Here is a 23,260-nt window from a genome sequence, read left to right on the forward strand (position 1 = left end):
TGTCCGCCACCCGGTAACGGCAGAGGAGGAGCCTGCCGCAGGCCGGAGGCAGAACTTGGGCGGGAGCAGATGCAGGATCTTCTGGACGCAATCGTCAGTGACGCCATGGCCTCGGACGACCGGGGCAAGGTGGCAGACTACATCCCGGAACTGTCCCGGGTGAATCCGAATCAATTCGGCATCTGCGTGGCCACCGTTTCCGGTGAGGTTTATGCCGCCGGGGATGCGGACACACCCTTCTCCATCCAGTCGGTGTCCAAGGTGTTCGCGCTGGCTCTGGCGCTGGGCAAGGTGGGTGACCAGCTGTGGCACCGGGTGGGGCGGGAGCCTTCGGGCCTTGCTTTCAACAGTCTTTTGCTACTTGAGCACGAGAATGGAATTCCTCGCAACCCATTTATCAACGCCGGAGCACTGGTGACGGCAGACACCTATCTGGCGGACTCCTCCCCCCGGGAAGCGCTGGGCCAGATGGTGCGTTTTGTGCAGGCAGCCTGCGAGTTTGAGGACATTCGCATCAACCAGAATGTGGCTCAGTCTGAAATTGCAACCGCGAACCGGAACTTCGCCCTTGCCCATTACCTTGCTTCCTTTGGCAATTTGCGGAACAGCACCGACAAGGTACTTGGGACTTACTGTCACCAATGCGCCATCGACATGAGCTGCCGCCAGCTGGCGCTGGCCGGACGGCTGCTGCTGGAAGGGCCAGGTATGCCGCGGCTGATCTCGCGTGAGCGGCGCCGGCGCATCAATGCGCTGATGATGACCTGCGGCCACTATGATGGCTCGGGCGACTTCGCTTTCCGCGTCGGCCTCCCGGGAAAAAGCGGTGTTGGCGGCGGAATTCTCGTCATCGCACCGGGCCGGGCTTCCATCGCCGTCTGGTCGCCCGGGCTGAACCAGTACGGCAATTCCAAGTTGGGAACAGAAGCCATGGAGACCTTTGCGCGCAAGACGGGCTGGTCCGTTTTCGGATAAACCTGAAGATTCCCGTCAAGTTAAAGGTGTTTCAGCGGCTGCATCAACTTCACGCCATATTAACCCGATCTGGTCTTTCAATCGTTCAAACCCGCGAGAATCCGCGCTTGGTATTCGAGGGAAAGAAACTCAATGCAGTTTTCACCCTCAGGATACTTTGACGTACCGTGTTCTTGGCGCTATTACCCCACTAGACAACGCCGCAGATTGCTGACGTTTACGTAAACGGTAGCATGGCGTCGGACGGGAGAGAATGTCCATGCCGGATGTCGATGTGAAGGGCAGCCGCCCTCTGTCGCCCCATCTTCAGATCTACAAGCCGATCCTGACGATGGTGATGTCGATCCTCCACCGCATTACCGGTGGTGCGCTTTATTTCGGGACCCTGCTGCTGGCCTGGTGGCTCATCGCTGCGGCCTCTGGCGAGGCGTATTATGATTTCGTCAATGGCCTGATGGGCTCGATCCTTGGCCGCCTGGTGCTGTTCGGTTTCACCTGGGCCCTTGTTCACCACATGCTGGGCGGTATCCGCCACTTCATCTGGGACATGGGCGCCGGTTTCGGCCGCGATGCGCGCGAGTGGCTGGCCCGTGCCACCATCATTGGCTCCATCGTGCTGACGATCCTGCTGTGGATCATCGGCTACATGGTCCGCTGAGGAGATAGATCATGAGCGATATGCGCACTCCCCTCGGCAAGGTCCGCGGCCTTGGCTCCGCCAAGGAAGGCACCGAGCATTTCTGGCGCCAGCGCGTCACGGCCGTTGCCAACGTCTTCCTCATCTCGTTCTTCATCGTGCTGGTCATTTCCCTGCAGGGCTCAAGCCACGCGGAACTGATTGCAGCCCTGAAGAACCCGCTGCTGTCGATCCTGCTTCTGCTGGTCATCCTGTCCGGCATCTATCACATGAAGCTCGGCATGCAGGTGATCATCGAGGACTATGTCCACGGTGACGGCATGAAGTTCATCGCCCTGATGGCCAACATCTTCTTCTGTGCCGCTGTCGGCCTCGGATCGGTGTTCGCGGTCATCAAGATTGCCTTTGGAGGCTGATCCACATGGCCAAGACCTATGAATTTGTCGAACACACCCACGATGTGGTGGTGGTCGGCGCCGGCGGTGCCGGTCTGCGCGCCACTCTCGGCATGGCCGAGCAGGGCCTGCGCACGGCCTGCATCACCAAGGTGTTCCCCACCCGCTCCCACACGGTGGCAGCACAGGGCGGCATCGCCGCCTCGCTGAAGAACATGACGCCGGACTGCTGGGAATGGCACATGTACGACACGGTGAAGGGCTCCGACTGGCTCGGAGACACCGACGCCATGGAGTATCTGGCCCGTGAGGCTCCCAAGGCCGTGTATGAGCTGGAGCATTATGGCGTGCCCTTCTCGCGCACCGAGGATGGCCGCATCTACCAGCGCCCCTTCGGCGGCCACATGCAGAACTACGGCGAAGGCCCCCCGGTGCAGCGCACCTGCGCGGCAGCGGACCGTACCGGCCACGCCATCCTGCACACGCTGTATGGCCAGTCCCTGCGCCACAATGCCGAATTCTACATCGAGTATTTCGCGCTCGACCTGATCATGTCGGAAGACGGCGTGTGTCAGGGCGTGATCGCCTGGAACCTCGATGACGGCACCATTCACCGCTTCTCCGCGAAGATGGTGGTTCTGGCGACCGGCGGCTATGGCCGCGCCTATTTCTCCGCCACCTCGGCCCACACCTGCACCGGCGACGGCGGCGGCATGGTCGCCCGTGCGGGCCTGCCGCTGCAGGACATGGAATTCGTGCAGTTCCATCCGACCGGCATCTATGGCTCGGGCTGCCTCATCACCGAAGGTGCCCGCGGCGAAGGCGGCTATCTGGTCAACTCGGAAGGCGAGCGCTTCATGGAGCGTTATGCACCTTCCGCCAAGGACCTTGCCTCCCGCGACGTGGTTTCGCGCTGCATGACCCTGGAGATCCGTGAAGGCCGCGGCGTCGGCAAGAACAAGGATCACATCTTCCTGCATCTCGACCACCTGGACCCGGCCATGCTGGCCGAGCGCCTGCCGGGCATCTCCGAATCCGCGAAGATCTTCGCGGGCGTGGACGTGACCAAGGAGCCGATCCCGGTTCTGCCGACCGTGCACTACAACATGGGCGGCATTCCGACCAACTACTGGGGCGAAGTGCTGAACCCGGATGCTTCCAACCCGAACCGCATCCAGCCCGGCCTGATGGCTGTGGGTGAGGCGGGTTGTGCATCCGTGCATGGCGCCAACCGCCTTGGCTCCAACTCGCTGATCGATCTCGTGGTCTTCGGCCGCGCCGCTGCCATCCGCGCCGGTGAGGTCGTCGATCCGAAGTCCGCGGTGCCCACGCCGAACGAACGGTCCTGCGAAGAAATCATGGCCCGCTTCGACAAGACGCGCCACGCCAATGGCAGCACGCCGACGGCGGCGCTGCGCGAGAAGATGCAGCGCGCCATGCAGGAAGACGCTGCCGTGTTCCGCACCCAGGAAAGCCTGGAGCAGGGCTGCAAGCGCCTCTCCGCCATCTGGGGCGAAATGAGCGACCTGAAGGTCTCCGACCGGTCGATGGTCTGGAACTCGGATCTTGTTGAAACCCTCGAGCTGCAGAACCTGATGGCCAACGCCATCACCACGGTCTACGGCGCCGAGGCCCGCAAGGAGAGCCGTGGTGCCCATGCCCGCGAGGACTACAAGGATGGTCCGCTCGGCGGCCGTGATGACGAAAACTGGCGCAAGCACACCCTGTCCTGGGTGGACGAAGCCGGCAACGTCAAGCTCGACTACCGTCCGGTTGTCCTTGAGCCGCTGACGCCCTACGAGCAGGGCGGCATCGACCCGAAGAAGATCGCCCCCAAGGCGCGCGTCTACTAAGGACGGCATCCGATGTCCGCAACCGCCCGGCCAGACACCAGTTCCCCCTTCGGCACCTACCGTGCCGAGGGTCTGGTGCGTCTTGCCTGGGGGCTCGCGGACCGGCATGACATTTCCGCCTTTCTGCGCAAGCGGATCAGGTCACTGGTGGCCCGCCTGTTCGGCGGCCCCTATGACACGGTGGTGGAAGGCCTGAAGTTCCGCGTCTACCCGGGCGCCAACTACGACGACCGCAAGATGCTGGCGCGGGGCCGGCTGCCGGAGCGGGCCGAGCATGGCCTCCTGGCACCGCTCATTCACCGGGGCGCGGTCTTCGTGGACGTGGGAGCCAATGTAGGCACCTACTCCCTGTTTGCCGCTGCTGCCGGTGCCCGTGTGCTGGCGGTGGAGGCAAGCGAGGAGACGGCGGAAAAGCTCGCCTTCAACATCGCGGCCAATGGCGTTGGCAGCATCACGCTGGTGCGCACGGCGGTGGGCGACCGGGAGGGGGAGCTGTCCCTCTGGCGCGAGCCCTCCAACGCCGGTTTTGCCACCGTGGTGGAAGATCTGACCACCGGCGAATGGGCCGGGAACTGGTCCAATGTCACCGTTCCGGTGCGCCCGCTGCTCGATGTGATCAGCGAGGCAGGCCTTGAGCGGGTGGATGTCATGAAGCTGGACGTGGAAGGGTTTGAGGACCGTGTCCTCCTGCCCTATCTGCGTACGGCGAGCCGGGACCTCTGGCCCCGGGCGATCCTGATTGAAACAAACTGCCGGCCGCACTGGGCCGAGGACTGCCTGACCCATCTGGCACTTCTCGGTTATGCGAAGGCTGGTGAAACCAGAGACAACATCCTGTTCCGGCTTGATGCCTGACGGGGAACTGTTTGGCCCGGACATCCATCCGGCGCCGTAACGCGGAGCGACGATAATGGTTCAGCTGACGCTTCCCAAGAACTCGAAGGTGACCGAGGGCAAGGTCTGGGACAAGCCGGCGGGCGCCACCAACCTGCGCGAATACCGGATCTACCGCTGGAACCCGGATGACGGGCGCAACCCGCGCATCGATACCTATTTCGTCGATCTCGACGATTGCGGCCCGATGATCCTGGACGGTCTTATCTACATCAAGAACAAGATCGACCCGACGCTGACCTTCCGCCGCTCCTGCCGCGAAGGCATCTGCGGCTCCTGCGCCATGAACATCGACGGCACCAACACCCTTGCCTGCACACGCGGCATGGATGAAGTGTCCAAGGGCGCCATCAGCATCTACCCGCTGCCGCACATGCCGGTGGTGAAGGATCTTGTGCCGGACCTGACCCGCTTCTACGCCCAGCACCGCTCCATCGAGCCCTGGCTGAAGACGGTTTCCCCGGCGCCGGAAAAGGAATGGCGCCAGAGCCATGAGGACCGCGCCAAGCTGGACGGCCTCTACGAGTGCATTCTCTGCGCCTGCTGCTCCACTTCCTGCCCGTCCTACTGGTGGAACGGCGACCGCTACCTCGGCCCGGCCGTGCTGCTGCAGGCCTACCGCTGGCTTATTGACAGCCGCGACGAGGCCAAGGGCGAGCGTCTCGACAACCTCGAGGATCCGTTCCGCCTCTACCGCTGCCACACCATCATGAACTGCGCGCAGGCCTGCCCGAAGGGCCTGAACCCGGCCAAGGCCATCGCGGAGATCAAGAAGATGCTGGTGGACCGCCGCGTCTGACCCGGCTCAAGGCCCGCGCAGCTGACAGCTGATGAGGGCCCGCTCTGCCCCTTCCGCAAGGAACCGGGGCAGGGCGGGCCTTCTTTATTCCGGGCCGCCGGTTTCTGATCCGGTTGCCTATTCTGGACAAACCGGTCCAGAAATCACATATGTATGTGCCCGCCGCAAAGCGGCCCCTGATATGAAGCTTTCCGGAGAACAGGCATGGCCCTGAAGGTCGCGGTCCAGATGGACCATATTTCGTCCATCAACATTGCCGGTGACAGCGCCTTTGCGCTGATGCTGGAGGCGCAGGCGCGCGGGCATGAGCTGCACCACTATACGCCCGACCGGCTGGCGCTGAAGGACGGCAAGGTCTTCGCCGCGCTGGAGCCGGTAGCGGTGCGCGACGAGAAGGGTAACCACTTCACGCTGGGCGAAAAGCAGCGCACGGATCTGTCGCAGATCGACGTCATCCTGATGCGCCAGGACCCGCCCTTCGACATGGCCTATGTGGCCGCCACTCATCTTCTGGAAAAGATCCATCCGCAGGTGCTGGTGGTCAACAATCCGGCCGAGGTGCGCAACGCGCCCGAAAAGCTGTTCGTCACCGAATTTGCCGACCTGATGCCGCCGACGCTGATCACCCGCGACCGGGCCGAGATCGACGCCTTCCGCGAAGAACATGGCGATATCGTCATGAAGCCACTGTTCGGCCATGGCGGGGCGGCGGTGTTCCGCATCACCAATGATGACCTCAACTACGGCTCGCTCTACGACTTCTTCGCCGCCACTTTCCGCGAGCCCTGGGTGATCCAGCGCTTCCTGCCCAATGTGAAGCACGGCGACAAGCGCATCCTGCTGGTGGACGGCGAATATGCCGGTGCCGTCAACCGGGTGCCTGCCCCCGGCGATCTGCGCTCCAACATGGTGCGCGGCGGCTCGCCGAAGGAATCCGAGCTGAGTGACCGCGAGCGTGAGATCTGCGCCCGCCTCGGGCCCGCCCTCAAGGCCAAGGGGCTGATCCTCGTCGGCATCGACGTGATCGACGGCAACTTGACGGAAATCAACGTCACCGCCCCCACCGGCATCCGCGCCGTCAAGCGGCTTGGCGGCCCGGATATCGCTGCCCGCGTCTGGGACGTGATCGAGGCCAAGCGCCGGGCATAAAGCCCGGCACTCTCCTGCTCAGGCTTCACGCCAGCGCGAAGATGCGGGCCGGGCCGCCGGTGCCGCCCCGGTGCTTGGGCGCGCCAACGACCAGCGTTGCGCCCTTGGCCGGAAGCTGATCCAGATTGGCAATGCACTCGATGCCCCAGCGGTTCGACGGCAGCCAGGCGTAGTGAACCGCAAAATCCGGCGACATGCCATAGTCCAGCGACAGCGTGTCCGAGGCAATTCCGGAGATGCTGCCCGTTTCCATCAGCATCTGCGCTGCCTCCACATGGAAGCCGGGGAAATGCATCTTGCCATCCGCATCGGCGTTGCGGAACTTCTCCGTGTTCACATGCTTGTCCCAGCCGGACAGCATGGCAATGCAGGCGCCTTGCGGCAGATCACCGTTTGCCGCCGTCCAGGCTTTGATGTCATCGGGCGTCAGCTGCGCATCGGCGTTTTCCGCAGCCCTTGCGCGGATATCGATGATGCAGAGCGGCACGACGAGATTGGCCACCGGAATTTCCGCCACCGACAGCCCGTCAGCCGAGAAATGCAGCGGCGCATCAACGTGTGTGCCAGTGTGCTCGTTCACCCGCAGCTCGAACAGGTTGAACTTGTCCTTGGCGTAGTCGAACAGCTTTTCCGCAAAGAACTGCTGCTGTCCGAAGAAGGTCGGGAAGGCCTCGTGCAGCTCATGGGTCAGGTCGCTAACCTTGCTGGGCACCGCCGCCATGGCGGAGAAGGGCGCGCTCACCGCCGCAGCGGCCGCCACGGCCCCGCCGACGGCTGCGGTCCGGAAAAGATCGCGCCGCGACAGCATGCGGTCCTTCACGGCATTCATCACACACACATCACACATGGCTGTTCCCCTTTGCCTCTCTGGGCTCAACCAACGCTCGACGAGCTTGACTCATCGAGCGTTGGTTAAGCCCGTGCGGCGCTTGAGCCTTTTCAAGGCGTGATGCGTCAGCATCTCAGAGCCTTGGTATTATGAAAAGATGCTGCAACCTGTCCCGGAAAAGCGCAAGACCAAAGAAGCGGCGTTAATGTTCTGTTTACGTTCTTGACTCCCTGAAAAGTTGCCGTAATCTCTGATGCGACCCATGGGGGAGGCGCGTATGGTAAGCCGGGTGACGACGGTCGCATTTCAGGGCATCGAGGCAGTGCCCGTTGATGTGCAGGTGCAGGTGGGGCCCGGCATGGTGGCCTTCACCGTGGTGGGCCTGCCGGACAAGGCGGTGGCCGAAAGCCGGGAGCGGGTGCGTGCCGCCCTGCATGCCTCGGGTCTGGCGCTGCCAGCCAAGCGGGTGATCGTCAATCTCGCCCCCGCCGACCTGCCGAAGGAAGGCTCCCATTACGATCTGCCGATTGCGCTGGGCATCATGTCCGCCATCGGCGCTATTCTGCCAGACATGCTGGCCGATTACGTGGTGCTGGGAGAGCTGGGGCTCGATGGCACGCTGGCGCCGGTGGCCGGGGTGCTGCCCGCCGCCATGGGCGCCAATGGGCTCGGCAAGGGGCTGATCTGCCCAGAGGAATGCGGGCCGGAAGCGGCCTGGGCCGATGGAGACATGTCCATTCTTGCGCCGCGCTCGCTCATTCAGCTGGCAAACCATTTCAAGGGCACGCAGGTGCTCTCCCGGCCTTCCCCGCGCCTGCGAGGCCTGCCCGCCAACCTGCCGGATCTGGCCGATGTGAAGGGGCAGGAGACGGCCAAGCGCGCGCTGGAGATTGCCGCAGCCGGTGGCCACAACATGCTGATGGTCGGCCCGCCGGGCGCGGGCAAGTCGATGCTGGCCAGCCGCCTTGCCTCCATCCTGCCGCCACTGTCGCCGAAGGAGTTGCTGGAGGTGTCCATGATTGCCTCCCTCGCCGGAGAGCTGGCCGATGGCAAGCTGACCGACCGGCGCCCCTTCCGTGCGCCGCATCACTCGGCGTCGATGGCAGCGCTGGTCGGCGGTGGTTTGCGGGCGCGACCGGGGGAAGTATCGCTCGCCCACAATGGCGTGCTCTTTCTGGATGAGCTGCCGGAGTTCCAGCCGCAGGTGCTCGACAGTCTGCGTCAGCCGCTGGAGGCAGGGGAAACCATCATTGCCCGGGCCAATCACAGGGTCACTTATCCCTCGCGCATCCAGCTGATTGCGGCGATGAACCCCTGCCGCTGCGGCCATGCAGGCGAGCCGGGGCACCAGTGCCGCCGGGGCCCGCGTTGCGCCACCGAGTATCAATCCCGCGTTTCCGGCCCCTTCCTCGACCGGCTGGACCTCAGGATCGAGGTTCCCGCCGTCACCGCCAGCGATCTGCTCACCCCCGGCCGCGCGGAAAGCTCTGCCGCCGTGGCCGAAAGGGTGGCCATGGCCCGCGATCAGCAGGAGGCGCGCTACCGGGCGCTGGGGCTTTCCGCCCGCACCAACGCGCAGATGCCCGCCGCCGTGGTGGAGGAGGTGGTGGCGCTGGACCCGTCAGGCCGCCAGTTCCTCACCGATGCGGCCAACAGCCTCTCCCTCAGCGCCCGCGGCTATCACCGCGTCCTCAAACTCGCCCGTACCCTCGCCGACCTCGACGGCGACCCCACCGTCACCCGCATCCACCTCGCCGAGGCCCTCAGTTACAGAGGCCAGGATGTTCTCAAGCAGGCAGCGTGAGGGCGCCACAGCCTGAAGCCTGAAAGGCCTGCGCGGTTGCCCGGCAGTCTGCCCGGCGGCATAATCGGCAAAGCTGAATATTCGTTCCGGGACAGTGGCTTTGGCCACCGGTCTTCGAAGGGTCAGGAAAGACAGAACCTTGCATGCAGGAACGGGCAAGCTGGAAGAGACGCCGGGCGGCAGGGCTGCGGGCTGGATCAATCTGGCGTCCGGCATGGAAGGCTGCGAACGCATAGAGGCCTATTTCTCGGGGCCCGCCTATCAGCCGCACCGGCATGACACCTATGCCATCGGCTGCACATTGTCCGGTGTGCAGCAGTTCCGGTACCGGGGTGGGGTCAGCGAGGGCCTTCCGGGCACAGCGATGGTCATTCATCCCGATGAGCTGCACGATGGTCAAGCGGGAACCGAAGACGGCTTCCATTACCGGATGTTTTATCTCGACCCTGCTCTTGTTCAGACCGCGCTCGGCGCGCACCAGCCCCTGCCGTTCGTTGCCGGTGGTGTCAGCCGCGATCCAAGGCTTCTCAGGGCCATTGCCGGCCTCGTCGGCCACATCGGCGCGCCTATGGAGACGCTGCAGTATGATGATGCCGTTTATGATCTGGCGCTTGCCCTGCAGGCCGCCGGAGAGCCATCTGCCGCCCGGATCATAAGCGCGCCGGACAGCCGGGCGGCCCACTTGGCGCGCGACTTTTTGCGGCAGGATTGCGTGCGGCCTGTTTCCCTGGAACACCTCGAACAGGTGACGGGGCAGGACCGGTGGCAGCTGTCGCGCGATTTCCGGGCCCTGTTCGGCACCAGCCCCTACCGCTATCTGACTTTGCGCCGGCTTGATCACGCAAGGGCGCTCATCCGTGGCGGCACGCCTCTGGTGCAGGCAGCTCTTGAGGCCGGATTTGCCGATCAGGCGCATTTCACCCGCCACTTCCGCAGCAGCTTCGGAATCACACCCGCCCGCTGGCGGCGGTTCATCTGCCAGACCTGATAGCGCTGAAGCGCGGCTTGCACGATCGTTCAAGAAGCCTGCCGACGGTCCGGTCTAGCCTGTTGCTCCCCCACAACGGAGCAGGACAGCATGGACAGGACATACAAGGCCATCAACTTTGCAGAAAAACTGGCATTGATCGACACACTCTGGCAGCCCCGCGTTGCCGCCGAGATGAATGAGTATCAGTTCAAGCTGGTGCGGATCGAAGGGGATTTCGTCTGGCACGAACACCCGGAGACAGATGAGACCTTCATCGTGCTGAAGGGGCAGCTCCGGATCGACTTTCGCGACGGCGCCGTTTCGATCGGTGCAGGAGAGATGTTCGTCGTGCCAAAGGGCGTGGAGCACAAGCCCTATGCCGCGCAGGAAGTGCATCTCCTGCTGATCGAGCCACGCGGCATCCTCAACACCGGCCATACCGGCGGTGAGCGGACTGCGCAGAACGATCTCTGGATCTGATTGGTGTCACAGCCTCTCCGCCCCCCTCCCCACGAGGGGGAGGGGGGCTGAAACGCTGTGCCGGAGTAACCAGACTTCAGGCGTTTTCCCATCTGTCTTCGGCTTCAGGCACTATGCGTGCAAGCAGTAACTCAAGGGGGAAAGCGGCGCTGCGGCGAAACGGAATGACCTCCGTCGAGGAGGGGGGCTTGCCCTCTCTCGCGTCTTCGCAGCCGGGTACTACTTCAGTGCCCCTTACTTCGGTGCCATCCCATTGGCCGCGAGGACATCGCCAACCAGGTAGAGCGAGCCGCAGACGAGGATGCGGGGGGGCTCGCCGTCGCGGGCGGCGCAGCGGCAGATGTCGGCGACGGCGGCCTGCAGGCTGTCGAAGGGCGTGGCTTCCAGACCGGCGGTGCGGGCAAAATCGGCCAGCTCGAACGGGTCATGCGCCGCATTGGTGGATTTCACCGGCACGGTAGCCACATGGCGCACAAGGCCCTGGAAGGCGCGGTAGAAGCCGATCGGGTCCTTGGTCGTCAGCATGGCCGAGATCATGTAGAGCGGGCGCGGGTGGCGCTCCTCCTGCTCGCCCATGAAGGCGGCAACGCGCAGGGCAGCGCCCGGATTGTGGCCGCCATCGACCCAGATTTCTGCACCTTCCGGGCATTGCTCGACGAAGGGCCCGTGGGTGAGCACCTGCAGCCGCCCGGGCCAGGCCACGTGCTTGAGCCCGCGTGCAATCGTGGCCTCGTCCGGCAGCAGGCCTGCGGTCTTCAGCGCGGCAATCGCAAGGCCTGCGTTGACGATCTGGTGGCTGCCGGTGAGGCTGGACAGTGGCAGGTCATAGAGCCCGTCATCGTCCTGATAGCAGAGCCGCCCCTGATCCTCGCTGGCGGTATACTCCTGGCCAAAGCGGCTGACCGGTGCGCGGTTGCGGGCGGCAACCCGGTCCAGCACCGCCTGCACTTCATCCTCCTGGGGGGCGCAGACCACCGGGCAGCCGGGCTTGATGATGCCCGCCTTCTCACCCGCAATCTCGCTCAAGGTGTTGCCGAGGAATTTCTCGTGATCATGCGAGATCGAGGTGATGACCGACACCAGCGGCTGCGCGATCACATTTGTCGCGTCAAGCCGCCCGCCAAGTCCCACCTCCAGCAGCAGCACGTCGGCCGGCTCTTCCGAGAACAGCAGCAGGGCGGCGGCGGTGGTGATTTCGAAGAAGGTGATCTCGTTCCCGCCGTTCGCCTCCTCGCAGCGGTCGAGCGCGGCCATGAGGCGCGGATCATCGACCAGCTTGCCATGTTCACCGAGGCGGATGCGCTCGTTGAAGGCAACCAGATGCGGTGACGTATAGACGTGACAGCGCTTGCCGGAGGCCTCCAGAATGGCGCGCATGGTGGCCGTGACGGAACCCTTGCCATTGGTGCCCGCCACATGGATCACGGGCGGCAGGCGCCGCTCCGGATTGCCCAGCGCCGCCAGCAGGCGGTGCATGCGGTCCAGCGACAGGTCAATCTGGCGCGGGTGCAAGGCGAGAAGCCGGTCGAGAATGGCGGTGATCTGGTCCATGGTTTCCCTGCGGATGGCACAAACATTCTGGAGCTGCCCGGCGGCACTGTTTTGGCGGGTCAGCTCCGTCTCTTTGCTTTCAGGCTGGCCGTTTCAAGGGCCTTGCGCTGGCTTGCGGGAACGGATGATCCCGCAAGGCGAGCCTCTCATGCTTGTGTCAAACAGACATGAAGCATCGGCAGGCCGCCGTGCGGGCTATTTTTTCAGGCTGCAGAGGCCTGATCCTGGGCAGGCTCGTCCGCGGGCGGATCGAGATCCGGCAGGGTCAGCTCGCGCTTCATGAAGATGCCGGCCAGACGCGAGATGGTGTCCTTCAGGTCGTGGCGCTTCACCACCATGTCCACCATGCCATGCGCCAGCAGATATTCGGCGCTCTGGAAATCATCCGGCAGCTTCTCGCGGATGGTCTGCTCGATCACGCGGCGGCCGGCAAAGCCGATCTGCGCGCCCGGCTCGGCGATGTGAACATCACCCAGCATGGCGTAGGAGGCCGACACGCCGCCCGTGGTGGGGTTGGTCAGCACGACAATGTAGGGCAGGCGCGCTTCACGCAGCATCTGGATGCCGATTGTGGTGCGCGGCATCTGCATCAGCGACAGGATGCCTTCCTGCATGCGGGCACCGCCGGAGGCAGCAAACAGCACGAAGGGGGTCTTGTGCTCGACGGCGGTCATCATGCCGGTCAGGATGGCTTCGCCTGCAGCCATGCCGAGCGAGCCGCCCATGAAGTCGAAATCCTGCACCGCTGCGGTGAAATCAAGGCCGTTGACGCGGCCGCGCGCCACCAGAACCGCGTCATCCTCGCCAGTGCGGGTGCGGTATTCCTTCAGGCGGTCGGCGTATTTCTTGGTGTCGCGGAACTTCAGCGGGTCCGCCGTCACGGACGGCGTTGCCACCCGGTCATAGCTGCTGCCGTCGAAGAAGGATTCGAGGCGCTTCTTGGCCGGAATGCGCATGTGGTAGCCGGAATTCGGCACGACCCACAGGTTGGCCTCCAGATCGCGGTGGAACACCATCTCGCCCGTTTCCGGGCATTTGATCCAGAGGTTTTCCGGCATCTCGCGGCGCGACAGGAAGTTGCGCAGCTTGGGCCGTACGACAGTGTTGATCCAGTTCACGGCAAATCCCGTTCGTTGTTGGTGCCTGTTGGCCGGTCAGCGGGCGCGCGCCACGCCTCCGGCCAGGGAGGACACAAGATTTGTCACGGCGGCAACGGTCTTGTCCGTCGCCTGTCCATCTGCATCGAGGCTGTTGCGGATCGCCTCCACCAGCACGGAGCCGACGACCACGCCGTCTGCGTCCTTGCCAATAGCCTCAGCATCCTCAGCCGTCTTGACGCCGAAGCCGACGGCGACCGGCAGGTCCGTATGACCCTTGATCCGCTTCACTGCCGCCGAGACATTGGTGGTGTTCAGGGCCGCCGAACCGGTGATGCCGGTGACAGAAACATAATAGACGAAACCGGACGTGTTTTTCAGCACCGCCGGCAGGCGGCGGTCGTCGGTGGTCGGCGTTGCCAGACGGATGAAGTTGATGCCGCCTTCCAGCGCCGGAATGCAGAGCTCGTCGTCAGCTTCCGGCGGAATATCGACAACAATCAGGCCATCAACGCCCGCCTCGCGTGCTTCGGCGACAAAAGCTTCCGGCCCGCGCACATAAATAGGGTTGTAGTAACCCATCAGCACGATGGGCGTGTCCTGATCCTTTTCGCGGAACTTGCGCACCATGGCCAGCGTCCGGTCCATGGTCTGCCCGGCCTTCAGCGCGCGCTGGGTGGCAAGCTGAATGGGAATGCCTTCCGCCATCGGGTCGGAAAAGGGCATGCCCAGTTCGATCACATCCGCGCCTGCCGCAGGCAGCGCCTCAAGGATCGCCTGCGATGTGGCCAGATCCGGATCGCCTGCCGTGATGAAGGTGACAAGGGCCGGACGCCCTTTTTCGGCACAGGCCTTGAATCGGCGGTCGATGCGCGTCCCGGTCATTCAGCTTCCCATCCTTGAGGATCTGTTGGCAGATCTGGTTTGCCGGGCAGGCAGCCCGGAGGGCGGGCGCGCTGAACCTTGAAACCAGCGCTTGGATGTAGGGGGCTTCAAGGCCTTCTGTCAACGCATCGCGGCAGGGAAAGGCAAGAAAGGCTGAATCATGCCGCTTTTCCTGGGTGGGGGAGACGCATAAACGGCAGAAATCCCTCCATTTGAGCCATGCAGCGGCTGCAGGGTTGGTCTGCAACCGCTGCTCTTGATGCGCACATTGTGCGCCTCTATCTCTTGAGGACAAGGCCGGGCTGGCCATGAACAACAAGAAAAGGAGCCTCCCCCTATGACCCATGCAACAATGACGCGCCTCGCCGGAATTGGCCGCATCTTCAGCGACCGTGAGCCGCAGGCCACCGCCCCGCGCAAGGACCGCAACGGCCCGGGCGCGTTCGAGTTCTATCTCACCGCCATGTTCGCAGGCGGCCTGACCGGCCGCTGATCGGACTGGCTTCTCATGCAAAGGCCCCGCAGTTCTGAAGGCTGCGGGGCCTTTGCGTTTGTGGGAAGGTGTGCGGGAAGTTGGCCGGCTGGCGTGTAGGTTCGGAGGGGGGCAGGGCCACGCGTTCAGGCGGCACACGCTCTCCCCGTGTCATTCCGGTTTGACGCGAAGCGGCAAGACCGGAATCCAGTAACCCCGGAATCTCCGTTCATTTCATACGCCGGGCGCACTGGATCCCCGCCTGCGCGGGGATGACAAGGTGAGAGGCTGCGGAGAAAGCACCGGCAGAAAATGCCGTGGCTCATGACAAGCCACGGCATAGTGAGGCAAAAACCTCAAATCACAGATCGAAGCCGAGCATCTTGCCGACGGTGAAGACGTCCTTGTCGCCGCGGCCGCACAGGTTCATGACGATGATCTGGTCCTTGCCCATCTTCGGCGCCATCTTGACCACCTGTGCCAGCGCATGAGCAGGCTCCAGCGCCGGGATGATGCCTTCCACCTTTGTCAGAAGCTGGAACGCGGCCATCGCCTCGTCATCGGTGATCGGCACGTAATTGGCGCGGCCGATTTCCTTCAGCCAGGAATGTTCAGGCCCGATGCCGGGGTAATCAAGGCCTGCCGAAATGGAATGGCCTTCCAGGATCTGGCCGTCGTCATCCTGCAGCAGATAGGTGCGGTTGCCATGCAGCACGCCCGGCTTGCCGGCATTCAGCGAGGCGCAATGCTCGTGGCCGTTCAAGCCGCGTCCGCCTGCCTCGACGCCCCAGATCTCGACGCTCTTGTCATCGAGGAAGGGATGGAACAGGCCGATGGCGTTGGAGCCGCCGCCGACAGCGGCAACGATGGCATCCGGAAGGCGGCCTTCCGCGGCCAGCATCTGCTCACGGGTTTCCTTGCCGATGACCGACTGGAAGTCGCGCACCAGCTCCGGATAGGGATGCGGGCCTGCGGCCGTACCAATCAGGTAATAGGTATCGTCAACGTTGGTGACCCAATCACGCAGCGCCTCGTTCATGGCGTCCTTCAGCGTGCCAGCACCTGCCGTGACTGGAACAATCTCGGCACCCAGCAGCTTCATGCGGAAGACGTTCGGCTTCTGCCGCTCCACGTCCGTGGCGCCCATATAGACGACGCAGGGCAGGCCGAAGCGGGCGCAAACAGTGGCCGTCGCCACGCCATGCTGGCCGGCGCCGGTCTCGGCGATGATACGGGTCTTGCCCATGCGCTTGGCCAGCAGGATCTGGCCAAGGCAGTTGTTGATCTTGTGGCTGCCGGTGTGGTTCAGCTCGTCGCGCTTGAAGTAGACCTTGGCGCCGCCCAAATGTTCCGTCAGCCGCTCGGCGAAGTAGAGCGGCGAGGGACGGCCGGTGTAATGGGTATTGAGGTTGTCGAGCTCAGCCTTGAAGGCCGGATCAGCTTTGGCGTCGCTATAGGCCTTTTCCAGATCCAGGATCAGCGGCATCAGGGTTTCGGCCACATAGCGGCCGCCGAAAATCCCGAAATGGCCCCGCTCGTCCGGGCCGGACCGCAGGGTGTTCGCCATTGTGGTCAACTCTCGTCACTCCTTCGCATGTTCCGCGCTCCGGACTGCAGCCACGAAAGCACGTATCAACCCGCTGTCCTTCACGCCCTTGCTGCGCTCGACGCCGGAAGAGACATCGACCGCAGTGGCGCCGCTGAGCGTAATCGCCTGCGCAACGTTGTCCGGATCCAGCCCCCCGGAAAGCATGAAGGGGCACGGCAGGTCAAGCGACTTCAGCAGTGTCCAGTCAAAGGGCACCCCGTGGCCGCCGGGCACATCGGAGTCTTTCGGGGGCTTGGCGTCAAACAGGATCCGCTCAGCCACATTGACATAGGGCAGAGCGGCCTCAAGGTCAGCCCTTTCGCTCACACCAATTGCCTTGATGATGCGCCGGCGCATCATCACACGTGCAGCAGCGCAGGCCTCCGGCGTTTCCTGACCGTGGAACTGGAAAATATCCGGCTGTACCAGCTCGTTGATACGCTGAAGGCCATGCAGATCCATATCGACCGTCAGGGCGACAATCTCGCTGCGGCCACGGGCGATATCGGCCAGGCGGCAAGCATCGGAGAGCGTCACATGACGCGGGCTCTTGGGAAAGAACACGAGCCCGACCATATCCGCCCCCGCCTCAACGGCCGCTTCCATGGTTTCAGGGGTCGAAAGACCGCAGATCTTGATGATGGTTTTGGGCATTCTGAATTCCTGCGGCTTTCGTATCTTTGACGGACAATGGGTACCGCCCGGCTGTCCCTGACGGGACGCAGGCGGCACCCTGATAGATCACGTCACGTTGTAGGCTGCAATCGCGGCCATGTTGACGATGTCGCTGTCCTTGGCACCCATGGGGACGATCTGCACCGGCTTGTCGAAGCCGACGAGCAGCGGGCCGATGACGGTGGAGCCGCCCAGTTCCTGCAGCATCTTGGTGGCGATGGAGGCCGAGTGAAAGGCCGGCATGACGAGCACGTTGGCCGGGCCGGTCAGGCGGCAAAAGGGATAGGCCGCCATCTTGTCCATGTTGAGCGCAACGTCCGCAGCCATTTCGCCATCATACTCGAAATCGACACGGCGGCGGTCGAGGATGCGCACCGCTTCCTGAACCCGCTCGGCACGCTCGCCCTTCGGATGGCCGAAGGTGGAATAGGCCAGCATGGCCACACGCGGCTCGTAGCCAAGGCGGCGGGCCACGTGGGCGGCCTCTTCGGCAATATCGGCCAGTTCCTCCGCGTTGGGCATGTCATGCACCGTTGTGTCGGCGATGAGCACGGTGCGTCCGCGCGCCAGTGCCACGGACACGCCGATCACCCGGTGGCCGGGTTTGGTGTCGATGCACTGGCGCATGGTGTCGAGCGCAACGGAATAATTGCGGGTGATGCCGGTGACCATGGCATCCGCATCGCCCCGCGCCACCATGATGGCGCCCCAGTAATTGCGGTCGTTGTTGACCATGCGCTGGCAATCGCGCAGCAGATAGCCCTTCCGCTGCAGACGGGTGTAAAGATACTGCGCATAGTCGGCGTTGCGGGTGGAGTTGCGGGCGTTCTGGATGCTGATGCCGGAACGGGCAAGATCAACACCTGCGCCAGCAGCGGCTTCCCGGATTTCATCCTCGCGGCCGATCAGGATGGCCTCGCCCAGCCCCTGGTTCACGAAGCTGACGGCGGCGCGGATCATCGGTTCTTCTTCGCCTTCGGCAAAGACCACGCGCTTGGGCGCCTGACGCACCTTGGAGAAGATGCGCTGCAGCGTTCCGGCCACAGGATCGCGGCGGGCGGAAAGCTGGTGCTTGTACTGGTCCATGTCGATGATCGGGCGGCGGGCAACGCCCGTGTCCATCGCCGCCTGCGCCACGGCGGGCGGAATGGTGGAGATGAGACGCGGATCAAACGGCACGGGGATGATGTAGTCGGGGCCGAACTTCGGACGGCTGCCCCGGTAGGCGGCGGCTACCTCATCCGGCACTTCCTCGCGGGCAAGGGCTGCAAGCGCCTGCGCACAGGCAACCTTCATCGCATCGTTGATCGTCGTCGCCCGCACATCCAGCGCACCGCGGAAAATATAGGGGAAGCCGAGCACGTTGTTGACCTGGTTGGGATAATCCGACCGGCCCGTGGCAATGATGGCGTCGTCGCGGATGGCGGCGACCTCTTCCGGCGTGATTTCCGGATCCGGGTTGGCCATGGCGAAGATGATTGGGTTCGGGGCCATGGCGCGCACCATGTCTTCCGTCAGCGCGCCCTTCACCGATACGCCGAGAAACACATCCGCGCCCTTCAGCGCTTCATAGAGCGTACGGGCGTCGGTCTTCACCGCATGGGCGGACTTCCACTGGTTCATGCCATCGGTGCGGCCCTGATAGATGACACCCTTGGTGTCGCACAGGATGACATTGTCATGCGGCACGCCCAGCGCCTTGACCAGTTCGATACAGGCAATACCGGCCGCGCCTGCGCCATTGCAGACGATCCGCACCGACTTGAGATCACGGCCTGTCAGATGCAGCGCATTGATGAGCCCGGCAGCGGCGATGATGGCGGTGCCGTGCTGGTCGTCGTGGAAGACGGGAATATCCATCAGCTCGCGCAGGCGCTGCTCGATGATGAAGCATTCCGGTGCCTTGATGTCCTCAAGGTTGATGCCGCCGAAGGAGGGGCCGAGATAGCGCACGGCGTTGATGAACTGGTCCGCGTCTTCCGTATCGACCTCAAGGTCGATGGAATCGACGTCCGCAAAGCGCTTGAACAGCACCGCCTTGCCTTCCATCACCGGCTTGGAGGCAAGCGCTCCGAGATTGCCCAGGCCGAGAATGGCCGTGCCGTTGGAGATGACCGCAACCAGATTGCCGCGGGTCGTGTAGTCATAGGCCCGCGAGGGGTCTTCCGCGATGGCCCGCACAGGCACAGCCACACCGGGGGAATAGGCCAGCGACAGGTCGCGCTGCGTCGCCATCGGCTTGGTGGGGTTGATTTCGAGTTTGCCGGGCTTGCCTTCCTGATGGAACAGCAGGGCCTCCTGGTCTGTAAAGCTGACGCCTGTCTTGCCCTTCTTGCCTGATGACGACATGGTCTGGCCGGTCCTTCCCTCGTGCTGCGAAGCCTTCGCTTCTCTTATCTGGACCAAGACCTTATCCCCGGAAAATTACCGCCTCAAGGCACCTTTGGGCACAGGAGCTGTGAAAGCTGCGGAGGGCTTTGGTAGGGTCCGCACATGCCGACCGATCAGAGCCCCTATACCCCTGCCCCGAACGATGCCGCATCCGGCGCGGGCGATACCCGCGTAACGCCGATGATGGCGCAGTTCATCGAGATCAAGGCCGCCAATCCGGACAGCCTGCTGTTCTACCGCATGGGCGATTTCTACGAGCTGTTCTTCGAGGACGCGGAAATCGCCTCGCAGGCGCTGGGCATCACGCTGACCAAGCGCGGCAAGCATCTGGGCGAGGATATCCCGATGTGCGGCGTGCCGGTGCATGCGGCGGATGACTATCTGCAGAAGCTGATAGGCCTTGGCCACCGGGTGGCCGTCTGCGAGCAGATGGAAGATCCGGCAGAGGCGAAGAAACGCGGCTCGAAATCTGTCGTGCGGCGCGACGTGATCCGCCTTGTCACACCCGGCACCCTCACCGAAGAGCGGCTGCTGAATGCGGGCAGCAACAATTTCCTGCTGGCGCTGACAAGGCTGCGCGCCGGCGCGGACACTGCCGATGGCGTCTTTGGGCTGGCGTGGATCGACATGTCCACCGGCAGCTTCCAGGTGGCCGAGACGGATCTGCAGCGGCTTTCGGCGGATCTGGCGCAGATCGATCCGCGTGAAATCGTGCTGCCGGACAATCTCCTGCAGGAACACGAAATCCGCCATCTGGTGGAAGAACAAGGTTCGGCCATTTCGCCCGTGCCGCGCGCCTTCTTCGACGGGGCAACGGCGGCAGACCGGCTGGCGAGTTACTTCCGGGTGAAGACGCTGGATGGCTTCGGCAATTTCTCCCGCGCCGAGCTGACCGCAGCGGCCGGCATTCTCGCCTATGTGGAGAAGACCCAGCTGGGCGAGCGCCCGCCGCTGGACCCGCCCACCCGGGAGGCTGCACGCGGGCGGATGCTGATCGATCCGGCGACCCGCGCCAACCTTGAACTGACACGCACTCTTTCGGGCGAGCGGCAGGGCAGCCTTCTGTCGTCCATCGACCGCACGGTTACGGGCGCTGGCGCACGCCTGCTGGCCAGCCGTCTGGCGGGACCGCTCACCGATCCGGCGGAAATTGCCACGCGGCAGGACTCCATCGGTTTCTTCCTCGACAACGAGATCCTGCGCGACAGCCTGAGGGCCGAGCTGAAGGCCGCGCCCGATCTGGCTCGTGCCCTCTCGCGCATTGCCATGCAGCGCGGCGGCCCGCGTGATCTTCTGGCCATCGCACAAGGGCTTGAGGCAACGGCGCGTATTCTGACGCAGATGAAGAGCGCTGAGGATCTGCCGCCCGAACTCGCCGGTGCCTGGCGGGATCTTGCCGCCGCACCCCATGATCTGGGCGCCGAGCTGAACCGTGCGCTTGATCCCGAACCGCCGCTGCTCAAGCGCGACGGCGGGTTCGTTGCGGCCGGTTACGATGCCAATCTTGATGAGCTGCGTGACCTGCGCGATGCGTCGCGCAAGGTGATTGCCCGGCTTCAGGCTGACTATTCCGAGGAGCTGGGCCTGCGCTCGCTCAAGATCAAGCACAACAACGTGCTGGGGTGGTTCATCGAAGTGCCGGCCGGACAGGCGGACAAGCTATCGGCAGACCCGGCGCGGTTCATTCACCGCCAGACCATGGCAGGCGCCATGCGCTTCACCACCACGGAGCTGGCGGATCTGGAATCGCGCATTGCCAGCGCGGGCGAGCGGGCGCTGGCCATCGAGCTGGAGATCTTCGACCGGCTTGCCGCGCAGCTTGTGGCGGATAGCGAGCCGGTGAAGGCTGCTGCCCGGGCGCTGGCCGTGATCGATGTGGCCGCTGCCCTGTCGAAACTGGCGCAGGACGAAAACTATTGCCGCCCCCAGGTGGACATGAGCCTTGCCTTTGCCATCGAAGGCGGCCGCCATCCGGTGGTGGAACAGGCGCTCAGGCGCGGCGGTGGTGACACCTTCGTGGCCAATGACAGTAACCTGGGGCCGCAGGGCAAGGAAGCGTCGGGCCAGATCTGGCTGATCACCGGTCCCAACATGGCCGGTAAGTCCACGTTCCTGCGGCAGAATGCGCTGATTGCGGTTCTGGCGCAAATGGGCAGCTTTGTGCCTGCCGCCAGCGCTCATCTGGGCGTGGTGGACCGGCTGTTCTCCCGCGTCGGTGCGGCGGATGATCTGGCGCGCGGCCGCTCCACCTTCATGGTGGAGATGGTGGAAACGGCAGCCATCCTCAATCAGGCGGGCGAGCGGGCGCTGGTCATTCTGGACGAGATCGGGCGCGGCACAGCCACTTTCGACGGCCTGTCCATTGCCTGGGCGGCCATCGAGCACCTGCACGAGGTGAACCGCTCCCGCGCGCTCTTTGCCACCCACTATCACGAGCTGACCGCGCTGGCCCAGCGCCTGCCGAGGCTGACCAATGCCACCGTCTCCGTGAAGGAGTGGAACGGCGACGTGGTCTTCCTGCACGAGATCATCCCCGGCGCGGCAGACCGGTCCTATGGCATTCAGGTGGCCAAGCTTGCAGGCCTTCCGGCGGCGGTGGTGGAGCGGGCAAAGTCCGTTCTCTCCCAGCTGGAGGAAAAGGACCGCCGCTCCCCGGCGGAAACCCTGATCGACGAGCTGCCGCTGTTTGCTGCCGTGGTCCAGACCACCAAGACCGCCGTTGCCGTGGCCAAGGCCGATCCGGTGCTGGAGGCGCTCGGTGAGATCAATCCCGATGACCTCACCCCGCGTGAGGCGCTGGAAGCGCTTTACCGGCTGAAGGCCCTCAAGGCAAAGGGGTGAGGCCCAAAAAGGTCAGGCCTGCTCAACCTTGCGGGCCTGCCATAATCCACTATCGATGGCCTCATGCACCAGTTCGATGACGAGCCGCTGCACCGCTTCCAGTGCATAGGAAGACGGGCGGTCTGCCATCTGGCACAGATGCAGCGTGCGTGACAGTTCGGGCATGATGATGGGCCGGACTGCCAGGGCACCGGTCTCGATGTGCTCCTGCAGGAACAGCCGCGTGCCGATGGCACAGCCAAGCCCCGCAATCAGCGCGCCACCGATCACATGTACCGAGTTGAGCTGGAAGCGCGCACTGCTTTCAAGCTTCTTCAGCAGCGTTGCGTCATCGACCAGCGCCCGCGCCGAAATGCCCTGACGCAGGATGATCATCGGCAGGCCGAGCGTGTCATGGAAAGCAATCGGTCGGCCTGTTTCCCCGATGATGGACTCCTGCCCGATCAGCACCATGCTTTCCTCCAGCACGGGGACCGATTTCAGCCTCGGGTCTGCGGGGGGATTGTAGACCAGAGCCATGTCCACATCGGCTGCAAGCAGATGCGCGAGCGTCGTGCCGGACAGGCTTTCGGAAAGCGAAAGGTTGAGCTTCGGATAGCCGCTGAGAATCCGCCGCAGAAGTGGCACGCCAATAGCCTTGACCGCCGAATAGGCCATGCCGATGGTCACGTCACCGGCGACCTCGCCGCCTGAAGCCTTGATGTCCCTTTCGGCGGCCTGCATGGCGCGCAGGATGGCCTTTGCGTGCGTGTAAAGCCGCTCGCCAGCAGCCGTCGGCTCAAGCCCGCGTGGCCTGCGATGGAAGAGCTTCTGGCCGAGTTCGCTCTCGAGATTGGCGAGGTGATGGCTCAGCGCCGAGACGGCGATGCGCAGCTCGCCAGCAGCAGTCGTGAGGCTGCGTCTTTCAAAGATCGCCTCGAAGTAGCGGAGCTGGCGCGTGTCCATGATTTCTCATTTTTAGAATGAAGCCTTATA

20 protein-coding genes are annotated in these 23,260 nt (G+C 63.8%); 12 read left to right on the forward strand and 8 right to left on the reverse strand.

What is annotated here, in order from left to right; all coding sequences use genetic code 11:
* Positions 1-69: 69 nt before the first annotated feature.
* The 7 genes from V6L75_RS06785 (at position 70) to gshB (ending at position 6,702) form a co-directional block, all read left to right on the forward strand.
* Positions 70-975, forward strand: coding sequence for a glutaminase (locus V6L75_RS06785; protein WP_334250754.1), 906 nt, complete (start codon positions 70-72; stop codon positions 973-975).
* A 253-nt stretch (positions 976-1,228) separates the two neighbouring features.
* Positions 1,229-1,633: a succinate dehydrogenase, cytochrome b556 subunit gene (gene sdhC / locus V6L75_RS06790; protein WP_425498697.1), complete on the forward strand. Its 405-nt coding sequence runs from the start codon at positions 1,229-1,231 to the stop codon at positions 1,631-1,633.
* 11 nt (positions 1,634-1,644) lie between these two features.
* Positions 1,645-2,028: a succinate dehydrogenase, hydrophobic membrane anchor protein gene (gene sdhD, locus V6L75_RS06795; protein WP_334250756.1), complete on the forward strand. Its 384-nt coding sequence runs from the start codon at positions 1,645-1,647 to the stop codon at positions 2,026-2,028.
* A 5-nt stretch (positions 2,029-2,033) separates the two neighbouring features.
* Positions 2,034-3,860: a succinate dehydrogenase flavoprotein subunit gene (gene sdhA, locus V6L75_RS06800; RefSeq protein WP_334250757.1), complete on the forward strand. Its 1,827-nt coding sequence runs from the start codon at positions 2,034-2,036 to the stop codon at positions 3,858-3,860.
* A 12-nt stretch (positions 3,861-3,872) separates the two neighbouring features.
* A complete protein-coding gene (locus V6L75_RS06805; protein ID WP_334250758.1) occupies positions 3,873-4,715 on the forward strand; it encodes an FkbM family methyltransferase in 843 nt (280 codons plus the stop codon).
* 55 nt (positions 4,716-4,770) lie between these two features.
* Complete coding sequence (locus V6L75_RS06810; protein ID WP_019964270.1) at positions 4,771-5,553, forward strand: succinate dehydrogenase iron-sulfur subunit; 783 nt, start codon at positions 4,771-4,773, stop codon at positions 5,551-5,553.
* Between the two features lie 204 nt (positions 5,554-5,757).
* Positions 5,758-6,702, forward strand: a complete 945-nt coding sequence (gene gshB, locus V6L75_RS06815; protein ID WP_334250759.1) for a glutathione synthase — start codon at positions 5,758-5,760, stop codon at positions 6,700-6,702.
* Between the two features lie 25 nt (positions 6,703-6,727).
* On the opposite strand, the gene V6L75_RS06820 is transcribed toward gshB, so the two are convergent.
* Positions 6,728-7,549: a cyclase family protein gene (locus tag V6L75_RS06820; protein ID WP_334250760.1), complete on the reverse strand. Its 822-nt coding sequence runs from the start codon at positions 7,547-7,549 to the stop codon at positions 6,728-6,730.
* Positions 7,550-7,808: 259 nt separating this feature from the next.
* Between V6L75_RS06820 and V6L75_RS06825 the strand changes: the two genes are divergently transcribed.
* From V6L75_RS06825 to V6L75_RS06835, 3 genes are all read left to right on the forward strand, one after another.
* Positions 7,809-9,335 (forward strand): YifB family Mg chelatase-like AAA ATPase, encoded by a 1,527-nt coding sequence (locus V6L75_RS06825; protein ID WP_334250761.1) that lies wholly within the window; start codon positions 7,809-7,811, stop codon positions 9,333-9,335.
* Between the two features lie 139 nt (positions 9,336-9,474).
* Positions 9,475-10,323, forward strand: coding sequence for an AraC family transcriptional regulator (locus V6L75_RS06830; protein WP_334250762.1), 849 nt, complete (start codon positions 9,475-9,477; stop codon positions 10,321-10,323).
* Between the two features lie 90 nt (positions 10,324-10,413).
* Positions 10,414-10,785, forward strand: a complete 372-nt coding sequence (locus tag V6L75_RS06835) for a cupin domain-containing protein (RefSeq protein ID WP_334250763.1) — start codon at positions 10,414-10,416, stop codon at positions 10,783-10,785.
* 234 nt (positions 10,786-11,019) lie between these two features.
* Here V6L75_RS06835 and V6L75_RS06840 read toward each other — a convergent pair whose 3' ends face one another.
* From V6L75_RS06840 to trpA, 3 genes are all read right to left on the reverse strand, one after another.
* Positions 11,020-12,336 (reverse strand): bifunctional folylpolyglutamate synthase/dihydrofolate synthase, encoded by a 1,317-nt coding sequence (locus V6L75_RS06840; RefSeq protein WP_334250764.1) that lies wholly within the window; start codon positions 12,334-12,336, stop codon positions 11,020-11,022.
* A gap of 203 nt (positions 12,337-12,539) precedes the next feature.
* A complete protein-coding gene (accD, locus tag V6L75_RS06845; RefSeq protein WP_334250765.1) occupies positions 12,540-13,454 on the reverse strand; it encodes an acetyl-CoA carboxylase, carboxyltransferase subunit beta in 915 nt (304 codons plus the stop codon).
* A 36-nt stretch (positions 13,455-13,490) separates the two neighbouring features.
* Entirely contained in the window at positions 13,491-14,318 is an 828-nt protein-coding gene (trpA, locus tag V6L75_RS06850) for a tryptophan synthase subunit alpha (RefSeq protein WP_334250766.1), read from the reverse strand.
* Between the two features lie 337 nt (positions 14,319-14,655).
* Between trpA and V6L75_RS06855 the strand changes: the two genes are divergently transcribed.
* Positions 14,656-14,811, forward strand: a complete 156-nt coding sequence (locus V6L75_RS06855) for a hypothetical protein (RefSeq protein ID WP_334250767.1) — start codon at positions 14,656-14,658, stop codon at positions 14,809-14,811.
* A gap of 340 nt (positions 14,812-15,151) precedes the next feature.
* Here the strand turns inward: V6L75_RS06855 and trpB are convergent, their stop codons facing one another.
* The 3 genes from trpB to V6L75_RS06870 all read right to left on the reverse strand — a co-directional run bounded on the left by trpB (position 15,152) and on the right by V6L75_RS06870 (position 19,402).
* Positions 15,152-16,357: a tryptophan synthase subunit beta gene (gene trpB / locus V6L75_RS06860; RefSeq protein WP_334250768.1), complete on the reverse strand. Its 1,206-nt coding sequence runs from the start codon at positions 16,355-16,357 to the stop codon at positions 15,152-15,154.
* Between the two features lie 15 nt (positions 16,358-16,372).
* A complete protein-coding gene (locus V6L75_RS06865; RefSeq protein WP_334250769.1) occupies positions 16,373-17,032 on the reverse strand; it encodes a phosphoribosylanthranilate isomerase in 660 nt (219 codons plus the stop codon).
* Positions 17,033-17,119: 87 nt separating this feature from the next.
* Complete coding sequence (locus tag V6L75_RS06870; protein WP_334250770.1) at positions 17,120-19,402, reverse strand: NADP-dependent malic enzyme; 2,283 nt, start codon at positions 19,400-19,402, stop codon at positions 17,120-17,122.
* A 144-nt stretch (positions 19,403-19,546) separates the two neighbouring features.
* Between V6L75_RS06870 and mutS the strand changes: the two genes are divergently transcribed.
* Positions 19,547-22,285, forward strand: a complete 2,739-nt coding sequence (gene mutS / locus V6L75_RS06875) for a DNA mismatch repair protein MutS (RefSeq protein ID WP_425498698.1) — start codon at positions 19,547-19,549, stop codon at positions 22,283-22,285.
* Positions 22,286-22,297: 12 nt separating this feature from the next.
* Here mutS and V6L75_RS06880 read toward each other — a convergent pair whose 3' ends face one another.
* Positions 22,298-23,230, reverse strand: a complete 933-nt coding sequence (locus tag V6L75_RS06880; RefSeq protein ID WP_334250771.1) for a LysR family transcriptional regulator — start codon at positions 23,228-23,230, stop codon at positions 22,298-22,300.
* Positions 23,231-23,260 lie beyond the last annotated feature (30 nt).

Origin of the sequence: Pannonibacter anstelovis (genome assembly GCF_036881715.1) — a bacterium.
Taxonomy (GTDB): domain Bacteria; phylum Pseudomonadota; class Alphaproteobacteria; order Rhizobiales; family Stappiaceae; genus Pannonibacter; species Pannonibacter anstelovis.